This window comes from Streptomyces sp. NPDC098781 (genome assembly GCF_044759995.1).
GTDB lineage: Bacteria > Actinomycetota > Actinomycetes > Streptomycetales > Streptomycetaceae > Streptomyces.
In genome coordinates this window covers 1,076,584-1,092,911 of record NZ_JBIWAK010000001.1, presented here as the reverse complement: position 1 = coordinate 1,092,911, position 16,328 = coordinate 1,076,584, and the positions used below count along the sequence as shown (strand labels likewise).

The window sequence follows — 16,328 nt, the reverse complement described above, 5'->3', positions numbered from 1 at the left end:
GTCCAGGACGTCGGGAGGGCGGCTCATGGGACCAGGACTGTGGGACCTAACTCGTTAAAGGTCAAGTGGTTCACGCCTATTGACAGGGCCGTGACGCCCTTCCCATCATCTGGGGCATCACCTCTCGACTAACACGAGTTAGGCCCCCGTATGACCGACTCGCATCCCACCCGCCGCACCCTGCTGCGGTACGGCGCCTACGGCGCGGGAGCCGCCGCGCTGGCCGGTACCGCCGCGAGCTGGGAGCGGCTCACCGGAGCCGACATCCCCGGCCGCGACGACGGTTCGCTCGTCGTCGCCACACTCGGCCCCGCCTACGGCCCGGCGGCCGTCCGTACGCTCACCGAGGGCTTCAAGAAGGTCCACCCCGACATCAAGCTGCGGATCAACGCGGTGCAGGCCGTCGACTGGTCGGACTTCTTCGCGAAGATCCTCACCCAGATCGCCGCGGGCACCGCGCCCGATCTGGTGTACGTCGCCACCGAGGGCGTCCAGCTGTTCGCGCAGCGCCTCGGGGTCCCGCTGGACGACTGGGTGCGGCGGGACGCCGAGGAGCTGCGCGAGTACTTCGCCGACGTCCATCCCTCGCTGGTGGAGTCGATGATGTACGAGGGGAGCCTGTACCAGCTGCCGGTCGAGTTCAACGCGGCCGAAATCTACCTCAACCACCAGGTGCTGAAGCGGGCGGGCGCGGACTTCCCCGCCGCCGACTGGACCCGCGACGACTTCACCGCGCTGCTGCGGGACATGAAGAGCTCCAGCGGCGCCCAGTTCACGCCGTACTTCTGGACCAACCGGCTGTGGGGCGGAGTGGTGCCCTGGCTGTTCGCCAACGACACCAATCTGCTCACCGAGTCCAAGGCGCCCGGCGGCGACTGGCTGTGGGACTCCTTCTACCCGGCCGCCGACCGGGCCGGCCGCGGGGGCGGCTTCCGATGGACGACCCCGCAGGCCACGGACGCGCGTGTGGAGGAGACGTACGACTATCTCGCCTCGCTCATCGAGGACGGGCTGTGCACCCGGCCCGAGGGCGGCAACGGGCAGAACCTCATCGGCGTGTTCTCCACCGGACGGGTCGGGGTCACGCCCGCGGGTGGCTTCTGGGCGGGCGGTCTGCATCTGGCCGGCATGGAGGCGAACGGCTTCGACGTGCAGTACTTCCCCCGCTGGCGCACCCAGCGCATGCAGTACGGAGCCGCCGGCTACGCGCTGCTGCGCACCTCCCAACGGCAGGAGGAAGCCTGGGAGTTCATCAAGTACGCCGCCCGCAGGGACACCCTGATGCGGCTGTTCTCCACGAATCAGACCACCCCGGCGCGCCGCTCGATGCTGACCGCCGAGCGCTACCGCGAGACCGGCCCGAGCAACTGGCCGGTCTTCTACGACACCCTCGACAAGTTTCCCGACACCGGGCCGATCCCGGCTCCGCCGCAGGTCGCCGAGGTCGAGCAGGTGCTGCTCAAGCACACCGGCACCGCGCTCGCCTCGCGCCGCTCGGTGGCGCCCGCGCTGCGCAGGATGCAGAGCGATCTGGAGAAGGCCATGGAGCGTGACGTATGACGAACACCCGGACACCGCCCGCCGTACGGCCGGAGCGACCGGCCCGGCCGCCGGCCGGCTCCGCGCCCCGGCCCTCGGCCCGCGACCGCGGCTCCCGGTTGCTGGCCACGCTGTTCCTCGCGCCCACGATCGTCGGCATCGTCGTCTTCACGGTGGTCCCGATCGTCGGCTCGGTGGTGCTCAGCCTGTTCCACTGGAACGTGATCGACGATCCGAGCTTCGCGGGCGCCGCCAACTACCGTGAGGTCTTCACCGATTCGACCGTGCTGGTCTCCTTCGGCAACACGCTGGTGTTCATGGTGTTCGCAGTCGCCCTCCAGCTGCTGATCGCGCTCACCCTGGCGCTGGCCGTGAACGGGCGGATGCCGGTGTGGCTGCGCTCGGTGTTCCGGTCGGCGTTCTTCTTCCCGCTGGTGCTGTCCGCCGCGTCGATCTCGGTGGTAATGAAGTACCTGTTCAACCAGGACTTCGGCGTAGTGAACTGGCTGCTCGGTCTGGTCGGCGTAGCGCCGGTGCCCTGGCTGACGTCCGAGAACGCGGCGATGGTCACGGTGGTCCTGGTCTATGTCTGGCAGCAGTTCGGGTTCTCGTTCCTGCTGTTCGTGGGCGGTCTGAACAACATTCCCAAGGAGATCCACGAGGCCGCCTCGCTCGACGGCGCGACCGGGCTGCGCAAGCACCTGAGCATCACGCTGCCGCTGCTGTCACCCACGCTGCTGGTCGCGTCGGTGGTCGGCATCATCAACGCGCTCCAGGTCTTCGAGCAGCCGTACGTCCTCACCAACGGCGGTCCCGGCGACGCCACCCGCACCGTGGTGATGGTCATCTACGAGAGCGCGTTCGAGCAGCTCCGCTTCGGCGCCGCCTCGGCCGTGGGCGTGCTGCTGTTCGTGCTGATCATGGCGGTCACCGCCCTCCAGTTCCGGCTCAGCCGGCGTTTCGTCCACTACCAGTGAGCCGGTGAGTCCCTGATGAGCCAAGCGACCTACTCCCTGAGCCGCACCCGGCACTCCCTCGCGCCCTGGGCCCGGATCGCCGGCCTCACCGTGTGCGCGCTCCTCACCCTCGGGCCGGTCCTGTGGACGGTGTCCACCTCGCTGCGCACCCCGGCCGAGGCCTTCGACCTGCCGCCGAGCATCATCCCGACCGACCCGTCCACCGAGGCCTACCGCGGGGTCTTCGGCCAGATCGACGTCTGGCTGCTCGCCCTGAACTCGACGCTGGTGACCGCGCTCATAGCCGTGGGTCAGATGATCACGGCCGGCCTGGCCGGGTACGCCTTCGCGCGCCTCGAATTCCGGTTCAAGAAGCCGCTGTTCGGGCTGGTCCTGGCGACCATGATGGTGCCGCTCCAGGTGACCATCGTGCCGGTGTTCCTGGTGCTGAAGTCGATGGGCCTGACCGACACCCTGCTGGGTCTGATCGTCCCGGCCTTTCCGACCGCGTTCGGGACGTTCCTGATGCGCCAGTACTTCCTGGGCATGCCCAAGGACCTGGGCGAGGCGGCGATGCTGGACGGCTGCGGGCCCTGGCGGACCTTCCGGTCCGTGTACGCCCCGCTCGCCGCGCCCGGCCTCGCGATCGTCGGCGTACTGGCCTTCAACTACCACTGGAACGAGTTCTTCCGCCCCCTGATCCTGGAGACCTCGGCGCAGAACTACACCCTTCCGCTGGGCCTGGTCTCCCTCCAGGGCAACCTGGGCACCGGCTCCATCTCGGTGGTGCTCGCCGGTGTGGTCCTCTCCATGATCCCCGCCGTCGCCGTGTTCGTCGTCGGTCAGCGCCCTCTGCGTGAGGGCATCACGTCCGCAGGAGTCAACCGTTGAGCCTCGCAGCCCGGTCCACGGATCCCGGCGCCCCGCGCTTCCGGGTCCGTCCCCCCGCCAACTGGATCAACGACCCGAACGGGCCCTTCCGTTGGCGCGGCCGTCATCATCTCTTCTACCAGCACAACCCCGACGCGCCCGTGCACACGAACGTCCACTGGGGCCATGCCTCCAGCCCCGACCTCGTCCACTGGGAACACCATCCGATCGCGCTCACCCCGACACCCGGCGGGCCGGACGAGGCGGGCTGCTGGTCGGGCTGTGTGGTCGACGACGACGGCGTGCCGACGGCCGTCTACACGGGCGTCGACCGGCACCACACCGGCCTCGGCTCGATCTGCCTGGCGCGGTCCCTGATGCCTCAGGACGAGACACTCACCGACTGGCGGCCGCTGCCCGAGCCGGTCGTGACCGGGCCGCCGCCCGGGCTGGACGTGGTGATGTTCCGCGACCCGTTCGTCTTCAGCAGCGGCGGGCGACGGTGGGCGCTGGTCGGCGCGGGACATGCGGACGGGACCCCGTCGGCCCTGCTGTACGACTGCGACGACCTGGCCGACTGGCGGTTCGCCGGGGTGCTGCTCGACGGCCATGACCCCGTCGCCGCGGATGCCTTCGGCGACAAGGCGGTCGGCTGGGAGTGCCCGCAGCTCTTCGAGACGGGCAGGGGGGAATGGGTGCTGGTGCTGTCGCTGTGGGACGGGAACCCGTGCGAGACCGGGTATCTGACCGGCCGTCTACGGCCGCACGCCCAGGGCGAGTTGCGCTTCGAACCCCGCGCGGGCGGGCGACTGGACCACGGCCGGGACTTCTACGCGCCCGCCGTACTCCAGGAGCGGGACCGGGCGTTGATGTGGGGCTGGTCGTGGGAGGCGCGGGAGCGGGAGGACATCGACCGTGCGGGCTGGGCCGGCGTCCTCACCGCCCCCCGCGTGGTGGATGTCCATGCCGACGGTTCCCTGTGTGTCGCTCCGGCGCCGGAGCTCGAATCGCTGCGTGCCGCCGAGCCGTTCGTCTCCGCACCCGACCTGCGCGCCGCCCTGCCGGAGGCCTACGACCTGACGGTGACCGCGCCCGGCCGCACCGCCGTGAGTCTGCTGCGGTCCGCCTCGGGCGCGGAACTGACGGTCGTGCTGGACCCGGACGAGGGCACCGTGACGCTCGACCGGGGTGGCTGGCCCCGGACCCGGCCCGACGGCTGCGCCCCGATCGTGGTGCGGGCGCCGGCCGGCGAGGTACGGATCCTGGTCGACGGGTCGCTGTTCGAACTGTTCGTCGGCGACCGGGCGATGGTGACCGAGCGGGTCTACCGGCGGGCGGACGACGTCGCGGAACTCTTCGTGACCGGGGCCGGGGCCACCGTCACCGGCTGGGCGCTGGTCCCACCGACGCCCGGCTGATCACCGGACAGGCCAGGCGCCGTACCGTCGCGGGCGGCGTCCGGCCCGTGTCGATGGCCTCCAGGAGCAGGCGCGTGGCGGCCTCGCCCATCGCCCGGTGGGGCAGGGCGATGGTGGTCAGGGGCGGCGTGAGGAAGGCCGCCATGTGTTCCTGGTCGTCGTAGCCGACCACCGACAGCTCGGCCGGGACGCCGATGCCGAGCCGGGTCGCGGCGTGCAGGGCGCCCGCCGCGACCCGGTCGTTGTAGCAGAAGACCCCGGTGGGACGCCGGTCGGCGGGGATGCCGTCGAGGACGCGCCTCGCGCCCTCGTATCCGCCGGCGATCTCGCCGCCGCTGCGCACGACCCACTCCTTGGGGACGGTGATCCCCTCGGCGCGCAGCGCGTCCCGGAAGCCGCGCAGCCGGTCGACGGAGGCGATGTCGTCCTGCCCGCCCACCATGGCGACCCTGCGGTGCCCCTGGTCCAGCAGCAGCCGCGCCGCCGTACGGCCGCCCGCGCGCTCGGCGGGGATGACGGCGGGCAGCGAGTCGTCCTCGGGCAGACAGTTGGCGAGGACCGAGTGGGTGCGGTGCAGTCCCTCGGGGACACGGACGCGGCGCAGCGACATCGCGGCGTAGATGATGCCGTCCACGCGCCGGTCGAGGAGTTCGGCGACGGCCGCGTCCTCCTTGGCCGGGTCGCCACCGGAGTCGATGGTCAGGACGAGGTGCTCGCTGTCCCAGGCCGTCTCCATGGCGCCGCGCAGCAGCCGGCCCGCGAAGGGTGAGGAGGCGATCTCGTCCGTGACCAGGCCGATGACGGCGGTACGGCGGCGGCGCAGACCGCGGGCCACGGGGTCGGGGCGGTAGCCGAGCTCGGTGGCGGCGCGGCGGATGCGTTCCTGGGTGGCGGGCGACAGATTGCCGTCGGCGCGGCCGTTGAAGACGAAGGAGACCGCCGTGTGGGACACCCCGGCCAGCCGGGCGACGTCACGTGACGTGGGACGCCCGGGTCCCGCCGGCTGCTTCTCCTCGGTGCCGCCCATGCCGTCCGCCGCCCTCGTCCCCACCCGCCAGGTTGATCGATCCTCACCCTATCCGTGACGCTGGGTGTACGGCACAGTCGAGGGAAGGTCCCACAGTGATCGGCATTCCGCTCCACACGCTCAACGACGGTACGACGATCCCCGGCATCGGCCTGGGCACCTGGCCGATGGACGACGCCCAGGCGGAACAGGCGGTTGTCGACGCCCTGGAGACGGGCTACCGGCTGGTCGACACCGCGACGAACTACCGCAACGAGACGGGGGTCGGCCGGGGCGTCGCCCGCAGTGACGTGCCGCGTGAGGACGTGGTCGTGACCACGAAGCTCCCGGGCCGGCACCACGGCTACGACGAGACCCTCGCCTCCTTCGAGGAGTCCCGCGGCCGACTGGGCCTCGACTATGTCGACCTGTACCTGATCCACTGGCCGCTCCCCCGCGTCGACAAGTACGTCGACTCCTGGCGGGCCATGATCAAGCTGCGGGAGGAAGGCCTGGTCCGCTCGATCGGCGTCTCCAACTTCACGCCCGAGCACATCGAACGGCTGGAGCGGGAGACCGGGGTCCTGCCCTCCGTCAACCAGATCGAACTGCACCCGCTGTTCCCGCAGGACGAGCTGCGCGCGTTCCACTCCGGCAAGGGCATCGTCACCGAGAGCTGGAGCCCGCTCGGCCGCGGCACGAGCCTCCTGGACGACCCGGTCGTCAAGGGCATCGCCGACACCCTCAAGGTCACCCCCGGCCAGGTCGTGCTGCGCTGGCACACCCAGCTGGGCGCCCTGCCCATCCCGAAGTCGCAGAACCCGGAACGGCAGCGCGAGAACCTCGACGTCTTCGGGTTCACCCTGGACGCCACACAGATGGCCGCCGTCGCCGACCGGGCCCCTCGCCGGCTGGGCGGCGACCCCGAGACGCACGAGGAGTTCTGAGCGGGAGCGAGAGCCACGGGCGGCGGGAGTCGTGGGCGCCGCCCCTGGGTACTCGGAGCGCTCGGATAGGAGGCGCTCGTGGTGGAGAAGAAGGACCATCTGCGGGAGTACCACGGCAAGCGTGACTTCGGTCGGACGCGGGAGCCGGAGGGACGCTCCGCCGCCGCCGGTGAGGCGCCGCGGTTCGTCGTGCAGATCCATGACGCCCGCACGCTGCACTTCGACTTCCGGCTCCAGGTGGACGACGTACTGAAGTCCTGGTCGGTGCCGAAGGGGCCCTCCGACGACCCCCACGACAAGCGGCTGGCGATGCCGACCGAGGACCATCCGCTGGAGTACGAGGACTTCGAGGGCGTGATCCCGAAGGGCGAGTACGGCGGCGGCACGGTGATCGTCTGGGACCACGGCACGTACGAGCCGCTCAGTCACGACCGCAAGGGCAGGCCCGTCGACTTCGGCGAGTCGCTGGAGCGCGGTCATGCCACGTTCCGGCTGAGCGGGTCGAAGCTGCACGGCGAGTACGCCCTCACCCGGATCCGCGGCAGCCAGGACGACCGGGAGGCATGGCTGCTGGTGAAGGCCGGCAAGGGGCACTCCGGTGCGCACGGCACCCCCGATCCGTACCGGGCCCGTTCGTCCCGGACCGGCCGCACCCTCGCCCAAGTCGCGGCGGACGGCGACGAGGGCTGACCGGTGGCGGCCGGACTGCTGGACACGCTCCCCGACGAGCAGCGCCGGCTGCTGCGCACGGCGCGGCCCGGGGCGGACCTGGCCGCGCGGCCGATGCTGGCCACGCTGAGCGACCGGCGGGACTTCTCCGGCGAGGACTGGGTATTCGAGCGGAAGCTGGACGGGATGCGAGTGCTGGCGGTGCGTGAGGGCGGCCGGACCTCGCTGCTGTCCCGCTCGGGTCGCCGGATCGACGCCGGCTACCCGGAGGTCGTGGCCGCGCTCGGCGAGCAGTCCTGCAAGGACTTCACCGTCGACGGGGAGATGGTCGCGTTCTCGCGGGGCCGCACCGACTTCTCCCGGCTCCAGCAGCGGATGGGCCTGACCCGGCCGGAGGACGTCGAGGCGAGCGGTGTCGCGGTGACTTACTACGTCTTCGACCTGCTCAGAGTGGACGGACAGGACACCACCGGGCTGCCGCTCAGGGCCCGCAAGTCGCTGCTGCGGCGGGCGCTGTCCTACGGCACACCGCTGCGGCTGTCGGCCCACCGCAACGAGGGCGGGGCGGACCTGCTGGCCGACGCCTGCTCCCGGGGCTGGGAGGGGCTGATCGCCAAGCGGGCCGACGCGCAGTACCAGCCGCGCCGGTCCAGGGACTGGCTCAAACTCAAGTGCGCGCAGGGGCAGGAGTTCGTCGTGGGCGGGTTCACCGAGCCCGCCGGGAGCCGGGTGGGGCTCGGCGCGCTGCTGCTCGGCTACCACGAGCGCGGGCGGCTGCGGTACGCCGGGAAGGTGGGCACCGGCTTCGACCGGCGCACGCTGCTGGAGCTGCGCGAGCGGCTGGACGGGATGCGGGTGTCGCGCTCGCCGTTCGACGGGCCGGTGCGTGAGGCGGGCGCACGGTGGGCGAGTCCCGAGCTGGTGGCGCAGATCGACTTCACCGAGTGGACGCGGGACGGCATGCTGCGGCACCCGCGCTATCTGGGGCTGCGGGACGACAAGGCGGCCGAGGACGTCGTACGGGAGCGGCCGGCGGGGCGGGCCTGAGCGCGGACCGGGACTGCCGGGATCGGCGGATGTTCCGGTTCAGCCCTCAACTTCCGTGCGGGGCCTCTATGTTCACGGCGACAGCCGCTCTCGCCCCAGGAGGCTCCTCGTATGCGCTCCGCGCTCCGCACCGCCGTGACCGGCGCCGTCCTTGCCGCCACCGCTCTCGTCGCCGCGCCCGCCCAGGCCACTCCGCCCGGACCCGGCGTCTCCGCCCGGACGATCAGTCAGAAGACCGTCGGCGGTACCGACTACATCCTTCGGGAGATCACCATTCCGCCGGGTCAGGCCACCGGCTGGCACTACCACGACGGCCCGCTGTACGCCTTCGCGCAGCAGGGCACGCTGAGCCACTACGACTCCACCTGCGCCTCCGACGGCGTCTACCCCAAGGGCAGCTTCATCCAGGAGCCGGCCGGGCCCGGCAATGTGCACATAGGGCGCAACGAGGGCACCACGCCGGTCGTCCTCGACGTGCTCTATGTCCTGCCGCACGGCGCGCCGTTCTCCCAGGACGCGCCGAACCCCGGCTGCCCGTTCGAGTGATCACACCGGCGGCAGCGGCTGCTCCGCCCAGATCGTCTTGCCGCTGCCGGTCTGCCGGCTGCCCCAGCGCTTGGTGAGCTGGGCGACCAGCAGCAGCCCGCGGCCGCCCTCGTCGTAGGCGTGGGCCCGGCGCAGATGCGGGGAGGTCGAACTGCCGTCGGAGACCTCGCAGATGAGGGTGCGGTCACGGATCAGCCGGAGCTGGATGGGCGGGGCGCCGTACCGGATGGCGTTGGTGACGAGTTCGCTGACGACGAGTTCGGTGACGAAGGCGGCCTCGTCCAGTCCCCACGCGGTCAGCTGGTCCGTGGCCGCCTGCCGGGTGGCCGCCACCCGCTCGGGGTCGGGATCCACGTCCCAGGTGGCGATGCGGTCGGCGCCCAGGGCCCGGGTGCGGGCCAGCAGCAGGGCCACGTCGTCGCTGGGGTCCTCGGGCAGGACGGCCTTGAGCACGCCGTCGCACAGCGCGTCGAGGGTCTCGGCGGGCGCGGTCAGGGCCCGGCACAGTTCGGCGGTGGCGTGGTCGATGTCGCGGTCGCGGTCCTCGATCAGACCGTCCGTGTACAGGGCCACCAGGGCGCCCTCGGGCAGCTCCACCTCCATGGCCTCGAAGGGCAGTCCGCCGACCCCGAGGGGCGGCCCGGCGTTCATGTCGACGACCCTCGCGGTGCCGTCGGGCAGGACGACGGCAGGGGGCGGATGGCCCGCGGCGGCGAAGCTCAGGCGGCGGGTGACGGGGTCGTAGACGGAGTACAGGCAGGTGGCGCCGAGTTCGGCGACCTCCTCCGTGTTGTCCCCGGCCAGATGGGTGACGAGGTCGTCGAGGTGGGTGAGGAGTTCGTCGGGCGGCAGGTCCACGTCGGCGAGGGTGCGTACGGCCGTGCACAGCCGGCCCATGGTGGCCGACGACGGGATGCCGTGTCCGACGACGTCGCCGACGACGAGGGCGACCCGGCTGCCGGACAGCGGGATCACGTCGAACCAGTCGCCGCCGATCCCGGCCTGCGACCCGGAGGGCCGGTAGCGGTGGGCCACTTCGACGGCCGCCTGTCCGGACAGGCCCCGGGGCAGCAGGTTGTGCTGGAGGGCCAGCGCGGTGGTGCGTTCGCGGGCGAAGCGGCGGGAGTTGTCGATGCAGACGGCGGCCCGGCTGGCGAGTTCCTCGGCGAACACGGCGTCTTCGTCGCAGTAGTCGTCGGACTGTCTGATCCGGACGACGACCGCGACGCCGAGTGTGGTGCCACGGGCGCGCAGCGGCACCGCCATCATCGAGTGGGCGCCCACGCGGTGGCGCCGGCCGTCCGGGGCGCGGGAGTCGCGTTCCGCGATCCAGCGCATGAACGCCGGCTCGCCGGCCTGGCTCTGCATGACCCGGCTTTCCAGGATCGCCCGCGCCGGCGGCGAGAACGGCGGGTAGTAGTCGACCTCGCCCAGGTGCACGGCCGCCTCGGGGGTGCCCTCGGTGCCGGAGCCGTGGGCGATCCGGCGCAGGGCGATGTCGGTGCCGGCCAGCGCGGGCGGCTCCTCCGAGCCCAACACCCAGTCGAACAGGTCGACGCTGGCGAAGTCGGCGAACCGGGGCACCACGACCTCGACCAGCTCCTCGGCGGTGCGCACCACGTCGAGGGTGGTACCGATGGTGGCGGCCGCCTCGTTCAGCAGGGCCAGCCGCTGTCTCGCCCAGTACTGCTCGGAGCTGTCGAACGCGGCGAGCGCGGTCCCGATCAGCTCACCGGAGGAGTCCCGCACCGGCCACATGTCGGTGGTCCAGGCGTGATCGCGGTTGAGGGCCGGCGCTCCGGTGAAGCTCTCGTAGCGCAGCGGCCTGCCCGTCTCCGCGACCTGGCGCAGATGCCACAGGAAGCCACGGCTGTGGACCTCGTCCGCCACGGTCTCCGGGAAGTGACGGCCGACCAGCGTCTCCTCGGGTACGCCCATGACCTTGCAGGCGGCCTCGTTGAGCCGCAGGTAGCGCTGCCGGCTGTCGAAGACGGACATGGACATGGAGGCCTGTTGGAAGGCCCGCTCCGCCAGCGTGAGCTGGTCGGCGTCGGGTGGGTCCGCCGTGATCACGTAGCCGTCGGGGCGGCCGTCGTCGCCCAGCACGGCGCACGCGGACACGTTCACGGTGCTGGTCGAGCCGTCCCGGTGGCGTAGTACGGCGGCCCCGGCCAGCGCCGCCACGGCCTCGGGCGTCGGCTGCTCGGCGAGCAGGTCCCGCGCAGGTCTGCCCACCGCGTCCGCGGCTTCCAGGCCGGTGAGCCGCCGGGCACCCTCGCTCCACCCCTTCACCACACCCTGGGCATCGAGGATCACCGCGGCGGAGACGCGCTCCATGTCGTCCAGCATGAGTCCTGTGCCGCACCGCATCAACCGCGACGCCCGCCCGGGGTGACCGGGCGCTCACTTGCGCAGCGCGGCCAGGGCCCGGTCGGCGTGGGTGTTCATCCGCAGTTCGCTGCGGACGACCTCCAGGACGGTGTGGTCCTGCCCGATGACGAAGGTGGCCCGCTTGGTGGGGGCCAGCGAGAAGCCGCGGGTCACCCCGAACCGGTCGCGGACCGTGCCGTCCGCGTCGGACAGCAGCGGCATGCCGAGGGTGTGGCGGTCGGCGAACTCCTGCTGGCGGGCGACCGCGTCGCCGCTGATGCCGACGGGCCGGGCGCCGACGGCGGCGAACTCGGCGGCGAGATCACGGAAGTGGCAGGCCTCGGCGGTGCAGCCGGGGCTGAGGGCGGCGGGGTAGAAGAAGAGCACCACCGGTCCCTCGGCGAGCAGTTCGGTGAGGCTGCGGAGCGTGCCGGTCTCGTCCGGCAGCTCGAAGTCCTCGACCTTGTCGCCGATCTTCAGCTGTGCGCTCATGACTTGTCCTCCGCGCTCTTCGCGACGCCTCGGGCCCAGAGCACGAGGGGGATCTGGAGCGGCAGCCGGCCGAAGGCGGCTGCCCGCTGCGGGGCGGGGCGGTGGCGCCAGTCGACGGCCATCTTGACGTTCGCGGGGAGCACGCCGACGAAGAAGGCCGCCGCGGCTGTCGCGGCGGCCTTGCGGGTGCGCGGGAGGGCGACTCCGGCGGCGAGGGCGAGCTCGGCGACGCCACTGGCGTACGTCCAGGTCCGGGGGTTCCCCGGCAGGCTGCGCGGCACGATCGCGTCGTACGGGCGCGGGACGGTGAGGTGGGCGACCCCGGCGGCGGCCAGCAGGCCGGCGAGCAGCAGGGGCGAGCGTTGGGACCGGGGCACGGTTCCTCCTTGGATGACCTGCCGCCGGATGCTACCGGAGGGTAGGTCGAGGTCCGCCGGTCGCCCCCGTCTGTTCATCCGCCCTGCCGCGCCCGGCGGTTGTGGGCGCCGGGGGTGTATCCGAAGGAGCGGTGGAAGACATCGATGAAGGCGCTGGCGGAGGACCAGCCGCAGCGGTGGGCGACCGTGGTGACGGGTGTGTCCTCGGCGAGCAGACGCAGCGCGTGGTACAGGCGGGACTGGGTGCGCCACTGCGGGAAGGTCATGCCGAACTCGCCGCGGAAGAGCCTGCTCAGGGTGCGTTCGCCGACACCGGTGGCGGCGCCGAGCGCGGCGAGGGTGCGGGTGTCGGCCGGGTCGGCGTGGACGAGCGCGCAGACCGCGGCCAGCCGTGGATCGCCGGGCGTCGGCAGCCGCAGCGGCTGCTGGGGCGAGGCCCGCAGCTCGTCTCGCAGCACGGCGAGCAGCCTGCGGCGCTCGGGGCTGTCGTCGTCGGGGTCGCGGGTGTAGGCCAGGATCAGCTCGCGCAGGAGCGGGCTGACGGCGAGCACGGTGGGGGCGTCCAGGGAGTCCGGGGGAGGGTTGTCGTCGGCGGGCAGGCCGACGAGGTGCAGGTCGAGGTGGCCGTGGGCGCGATGCGCGTGCGCGGTTCCGGCCGGGACCCAGATGGCGCGGTTGCCGGGCGCGAACCAGGTGCCGGCGTCGGTGGTGACGGCGAGGACGCCGGAGCCGGCGTAGACGATCTGGTGGTCGTCGTGCCGGTGCGCGTCGATGCGTTCCCCGGCGGCCAGGACCTTGGCGCGCGTCGGCGCGGTCGGGGTGTGGCGGACGGTCGGCCGGTCGGGGTGCGATTGGCGGATGTTCGACACAGTTGGGCAGATTATCGGAAGCGGGCCAGAGCCGGGGACGGCGACGATCACGGGGTGACCGTGAAACGCCGTGGAGCCATCACCCTGATGTCCCTGGGCCATGCCTGTGTCGACGTGTACCAAGGTGCCGTCGCGGCCCTCGTCCCCTACTTCGTCGCCGAGCGCGCCTACAGCTATGCCGCCGCCTCGGGTGTCGTCCTCGCGGCGTCCTTGCTGTCGTCGGTGGTGCAGCCGCTGTTCGGGGCCCTCACCGACCGCTGGGCGATGCCCTGGCTGCTGCCGCTGAGCGCGCTGGCCGGGGGTGCGGGGGTGGCGCTCAGCGGGGTCACGGGGTCCTACGCGCTCACGCTGGCGGTCGTGGCGGTGTCGGGCATCGGGGTCGCCGCGTACCACCCGGAGGCGGCCCGCGCGGCCCGCGCCGCCTCGCAGGGCAGCCATACGGCGATGGGCTGGTTCTCCCTCGGCGGCAATCTCGGTTTCGCCCTCGCGCCGCTGCTGGTGGCGGCGGTGGTCGCCACCGGCGGACTCGGCGCCACTCCCCTCCTCTTCGCGCCCGCCGTCGTGGGGGCGGCCCTGTGCGCGGCCGCGGTGCGTTCGACCGCGGCGGGCCGTGGGACCGCCGCCGGAAGGGACGAGGGCGCCGGCACCGACGACTGGCCGTCGTTCCTGCGGCTGTCGGGCGCGATCATGTGCCGGTCGATCGTGTTCGTCGGCCTGAGCGCCTTCGTCTCGCTCCACGTGCGTCAGCGGACCGGCGGCGGGGCGGGTGCCGGCACGGCCGCGCTGTGCCTGCTCTACGCGGGCGGAGCGGTGGGCACCGTGGCCGGTGGCCGGCTCGCCGAGCGGTTCGGCCGGCTCACGGTCGTGCGCCACGCGTACGCGCTGTCGGTGCTCGCGGTGGCCGGCGTGGTGTTCGCGCCCGGGCCGGCGGTGTATCCGTTCGTGGCGCTGACGTCGGCCGGCCTGTACGTCCCGTTCTCGCTGCACGTCACCCTCGGCCAGGACTACCTGCCCCGGCGGGTGGGCACCGCGAGCGGTGTCACGCTGGGGCTGGCCGTGAGTGTCGGCGGGCTCGCCGCGCCGGCCCTCGGCGCGCTGGCCGACGCCACCTCGCTGCGGACGGCGCTGCTCCCGCTGATCGCCCTGCCGGCGCTGGGCCGGCTGCTGCTGAGCGGGTTGCGGGAGCCGGCCGCGCCCGGACGGGCCACCCCCGCCGCCGGCCCGGCCGGTCAGGGCCGTCGCGCGGCCTCCGCCTGAGCGGCCGGTGCCGTCGGCCGCTGTTCGCCGTCCTCGTCGACGGCGTGGGACAGGAAGTCGTCGACCATGCGGTGGAAGAGGGTGGCCAGCTGACGCAGTTCCTCGGGCTTCCAGTCGGCCAGGGCGAGCTGCATGCCCCGGGCGCCGGCCTCGCGGACCCGGGCGATGGCCTCCCGCCCGGCCTCGGTCAGCTCGATGCGCTGGGCGCGGCGGTCCTGCGGGTCCGGGACCCGGGTGACGTAGCCGGACTTCTGCAACTGCTGCACCGTGCGCGTGACGTGCGAGGCCTCCACACCCAGCCGCGCGGCGAGTTCCCCGGGGCGCAGCGGCTCGGTGTCGGCGACCTGGCGCAGCAGGGCCACGGCGGCCCGGTCGAGTGGCACGCCGGCCAGGGTCATCAGCCGGTCGTGCTGCCGGGCCCGCGTACTCAGATAGGTGATGCGGGTGAGCGCGCGCTCGATCTCGACCACTTCCGGGGACGCGGGTGTGGCGGGGAGTTCGGGGAGCGGTGGTGGGGGCATGCCGGCCACTTTACCAGCTCGTTGCGTAACTCAATTAATTTGCGATGGCATCGACCCCCAGCGCCTCCGTCCAGCTCGCACCGGACGCGATGGCCTGCCGCCACCGCCGGATCGCCTTGGGCGGCATGCCCACCGCGAGCGCGCCGGTCACCCGGTCGCCGGCGCGGTAGGCGGCCACGAACCGGCGTTCCGTCAAGTCGCCCTCCACCACGGCGACTTCGTCGTGGCCGCGCAGGTAGCCGTACGCCTGGATCTTCAGGTCGTACTGGTCGGACCAGAAGTACGGCACCGGCGCGAACGGCTTGCGGGCCTCCGGGTGGAGCAGATTGCGGGCGGCGGCCATGCCCTGCTCGGCGGCGTTGGTGCGGTGCTCGATCCGCATCGACCGCCCGAACAGCGGGTTGTACCAGCGGGCGACGTCCCCGGCGGCGTACACCTGGCGCGCCGCCTCGCAGTACGCGTCGCACACCACGCCGTCGCCGACGGTGAGCCCGCTGCCGTCCAGCCAGTCCGTGTTGGGCAGCGAGCCGGCCGCGATCAACACCTCGTCGGCGTCGACGAGTCGGCCGTCGGCGAGCCGCACCCCGCCCTCGGCCACCTCGGTGACGGTGACCCCGCAGCGCAGGTCGATCCCCCGCTCCAGGTGGGCGCGCGTCAGCATCTCGCCGACCTCGGTGCCGACGGCGTGGGCCAGCGGCACCGGGGCGGGTTCGAGGAGGGTCACCTCGCAGCCCGCCAGCCGGGCGACGGCGGCGGCCTCGGCCCCGAGGAACCCGGCACCGACGACCACGAGCCGGCTGCCCGGCGTCAGCCGGTCCCGCAGCCGCACGGCGTCGTCCAGGGTGCGCAGCACATGCCCGCCCTCGCCGGGCAGCCGGCGCGGCCGTACCCCGGTGGCCACGATCAGTCCGTCGTACGCGGCCGTCGAGCCGTCGGCCAACTCGACCTCGCCGTCGGCGAGCCGCAGACCCGTCGCGGGTGTGCCGAGCCTCAGGTCGAGGTCGAGTCCGGCCAGGTCGTCGGGGGTGCGCAGGGCGAGCCGCCCGGGTTCCCAGGCGCCGGACAGCACCTGCTTGGACAGGGGCGGGCGGTCGTACGGGGCGAGCGGTTCGTCCCCGACGAGGGTGAGGGTGCCGTCGTAGCCCTCACGGCGGAGCGTCTCGGCCGCCGCCAGTCCGGCGGCCGAGGCACCCACGACGACGATGCGCCTCACCGGTCGACCAGTCGGATCGCGGCGGCCGGGCAGACCGCCACTGCTTCCCGTACGTCGTCGAGCTGTTCGGCGGGGGGCTGCTCCTCGAGGAGGATCGCGATGCCGTCGTCGTCCTGGTCGAAGACGTCCGTCGCGGCGAGCACGCACTGCCCGGAGGCGACGCACTTGTCGGCTTCCAGCTCCACCTTCATGATCGGGTTCCCTTCCTCGGTCGTGCGGTGTGCGGGTGGT

17 protein-coding genes are annotated in these 16,328 nt (G+C 72.7%); 9 read left to right on the top strand and 8 right to left on the bottom strand.

Annotated features, from left to right (window positions below):
• Nucleotides 1–150: 150 nt before the first annotated feature.
• From ACIQWG_RS04715 to ACIQWG_RS04700, 4 genes are read left to right on the top strand one after another with little or no spacing between them, the layout of a single operon-like run.
• Nucleotides 151–1,560 (top strand): extracellular solute-binding protein, encoded by a 1,410-nt coding sequence (locus tag ACIQWG_RS04715; protein ID WP_404090149.1) that lies wholly within the window; start codon nt 151–153, stop codon nt 1,558–1,560.
• Nucleotides 1,557–2,516: a carbohydrate ABC transporter permease gene (locus tag ACIQWG_RS04710; protein ID WP_404090147.1), complete on the top strand. Its 960-nt coding sequence runs from the start codon at nt 1,557–1,559 to the stop codon at nt 2,514–2,516. Before ACIQWG_RS04715 ends, ACIQWG_RS04710 begins: the two co-directional genes overlap by 4 nt.
• Before the next feature lie 15 nt (nt 2,517–2,531).
• Nucleotides 2,532–3,386: a carbohydrate ABC transporter permease gene (locus ACIQWG_RS04705; protein ID WP_404090145.1), complete on the top strand. Its 855-nt coding sequence runs from the start codon at nt 2,532–2,534 to the stop codon at nt 3,384–3,386.
• Nucleotides 3,383–4,783, top strand: coding sequence for a glycoside hydrolase family 32 protein (locus tag ACIQWG_RS04700; protein WP_404090143.1), 1,401 nt, complete (start codon nt 3,383–3,385; stop codon nt 4,781–4,783). The genes ACIQWG_RS04705 and ACIQWG_RS04700 overlap by 4 nt, the downstream gene beginning before the upstream one ends.
• Here ACIQWG_RS04700 and ACIQWG_RS04695 read toward each other — a convergent pair.
• Entirely contained in the window at nt 4,746–5,810 is a 1,065-nt protein-coding gene (locus tag ACIQWG_RS04695; RefSeq protein ID WP_404090810.1) for a LacI family DNA-binding transcriptional regulator, read from the bottom strand. The two genes, ACIQWG_RS04700 and ACIQWG_RS04695, sit on opposite strands and share 38 nt — an antisense overlap.
• A 95-nt stretch (nt 5,811–5,905) precedes the next feature.
• Here ACIQWG_RS04695 and ACIQWG_RS04690 point away from each other — a divergent pair, with 95 nt between their 5' ends.
• The 4 genes from ACIQWG_RS04690 to ACIQWG_RS04675 all read left to right on the top strand — a co-directional run bounded on the left by ACIQWG_RS04690 (nt 5,906) and on the right by ACIQWG_RS04675 (nt 8,998).
• On the top strand, nt 5,906–6,736 hold the full coding sequence (locus ACIQWG_RS04690) for an aldo/keto reductase (protein WP_404090141.1): 831 nt from the start codon (nt 5,906–5,908) through the stop codon (nt 6,734–6,736).
• Between the two features lie 81 nt (nt 6,737–6,817).
• Nucleotides 6,818–7,426, top strand: a complete 609-nt coding sequence (locus tag ACIQWG_RS04685) for a DNA polymerase ligase N-terminal domain-containing protein (protein ID WP_404090809.1) — start codon at nt 6,818–6,820, stop codon at nt 7,424–7,426.
• 3 nt (nt 7,427–7,429) lie between these two features.
• Nucleotides 7,430–8,452, top strand: coding sequence for a non-homologous end-joining DNA ligase (ligD, locus tag ACIQWG_RS04680; RefSeq protein WP_404090139.1), 1,023 nt, complete (start codon nt 7,430–7,432; stop codon nt 8,450–8,452).
• Nucleotides 8,453–8,563: 111 nt separating this feature from the next.
• A complete protein-coding gene (locus tag ACIQWG_RS04675) occupies nt 8,564–8,998 on the top strand; it encodes a cupin domain-containing protein (RefSeq protein WP_404090138.1) in 435 nt (144 codons plus the stop codon).
• On the opposite strand, the gene ACIQWG_RS04670 is transcribed toward ACIQWG_RS04675, so the two are convergent.
• The 4 genes from ACIQWG_RS04670 to ACIQWG_RS04655 form a co-directional block, all read right to left on the bottom strand.
• A complete protein-coding gene (locus ACIQWG_RS04670; protein WP_404090136.1) occupies nt 8,999–11,335 on the bottom strand; it encodes a SpoIIE family protein phosphatase in 2,337 nt (778 codons plus the stop codon).
• A 66-nt stretch (nt 11,336–11,401) separates the two neighbouring features.
• Complete coding sequence (locus ACIQWG_RS04665; protein ID WP_404090134.1) at nt 11,402–11,860, bottom strand: peroxiredoxin; 459 nt, start codon at nt 11,858–11,860, stop codon at nt 11,402–11,404.
• Entirely contained in the window at nt 11,857–12,237 is a 381-nt protein-coding gene (locus ACIQWG_RS04660; RefSeq protein ID WP_404090132.1) for a hypothetical protein, read from the bottom strand. The genes ACIQWG_RS04665 and ACIQWG_RS04660 overlap by 4 nt, the downstream gene beginning before the upstream one ends.
• 74 nt (nt 12,238–12,311) lie before the next feature.
• On the bottom strand, nt 12,312–13,106 hold the full coding sequence (locus tag ACIQWG_RS04655; protein WP_404090130.1) for an AraC family transcriptional regulator: 795 nt from the start codon (nt 13,104–13,106) through the stop codon (nt 12,312–12,314).
• A gap of 87 nt (nt 13,107–13,193) precedes the next feature.
• Between ACIQWG_RS04655 and ACIQWG_RS04650 the strand changes: the two genes are divergently transcribed.
• On the top strand, nt 13,194–14,363 hold the full coding sequence (locus ACIQWG_RS04650; protein ID WP_404090807.1) for an MFS transporter: 1,170 nt from the start codon (nt 13,194–13,196) through the stop codon (nt 14,361–14,363).
• Here ACIQWG_RS04650 and ACIQWG_RS04645 read toward each other — a convergent pair.
• The 3 genes from ACIQWG_RS04645 to ACIQWG_RS04635 are packed head-to-tail and all read right to left on the bottom strand — an operon-like array spanning nt 14,336 to nt 16,288.
• Nucleotides 14,336–14,884 carry a MarR family winged helix-turn-helix transcriptional regulator gene (locus tag ACIQWG_RS04645; RefSeq protein WP_404090128.1) on the bottom strand — a complete coding sequence of 183 codons (549 nt, stop codon included), beginning with the start codon at nt 14,882–14,884 and terminating at the stop codon, nt 14,336–14,338. The genes ACIQWG_RS04650 and ACIQWG_RS04645 overlap by 28 nt on opposite strands.
• Nucleotides 14,885–14,918: 34 nt before the next feature.
• Nucleotides 14,919–16,097: an NAD(P)/FAD-dependent oxidoreductase gene (locus ACIQWG_RS04640; protein WP_404090126.1), complete on the bottom strand. Its 1,179-nt coding sequence runs from the start codon at nt 16,095–16,097 to the stop codon at nt 14,919–14,921.
• A complete protein-coding gene (locus ACIQWG_RS04635; protein ID WP_404090124.1) occupies nt 16,094–16,288 on the bottom strand; it encodes a ferredoxin in 195 nt (64 codons plus the stop codon). Before ACIQWG_RS04635 ends, ACIQWG_RS04640 begins: the two co-directional genes overlap by 4 nt.
• Nucleotides 16,289–16,328 lie beyond the last annotated feature (40 nt).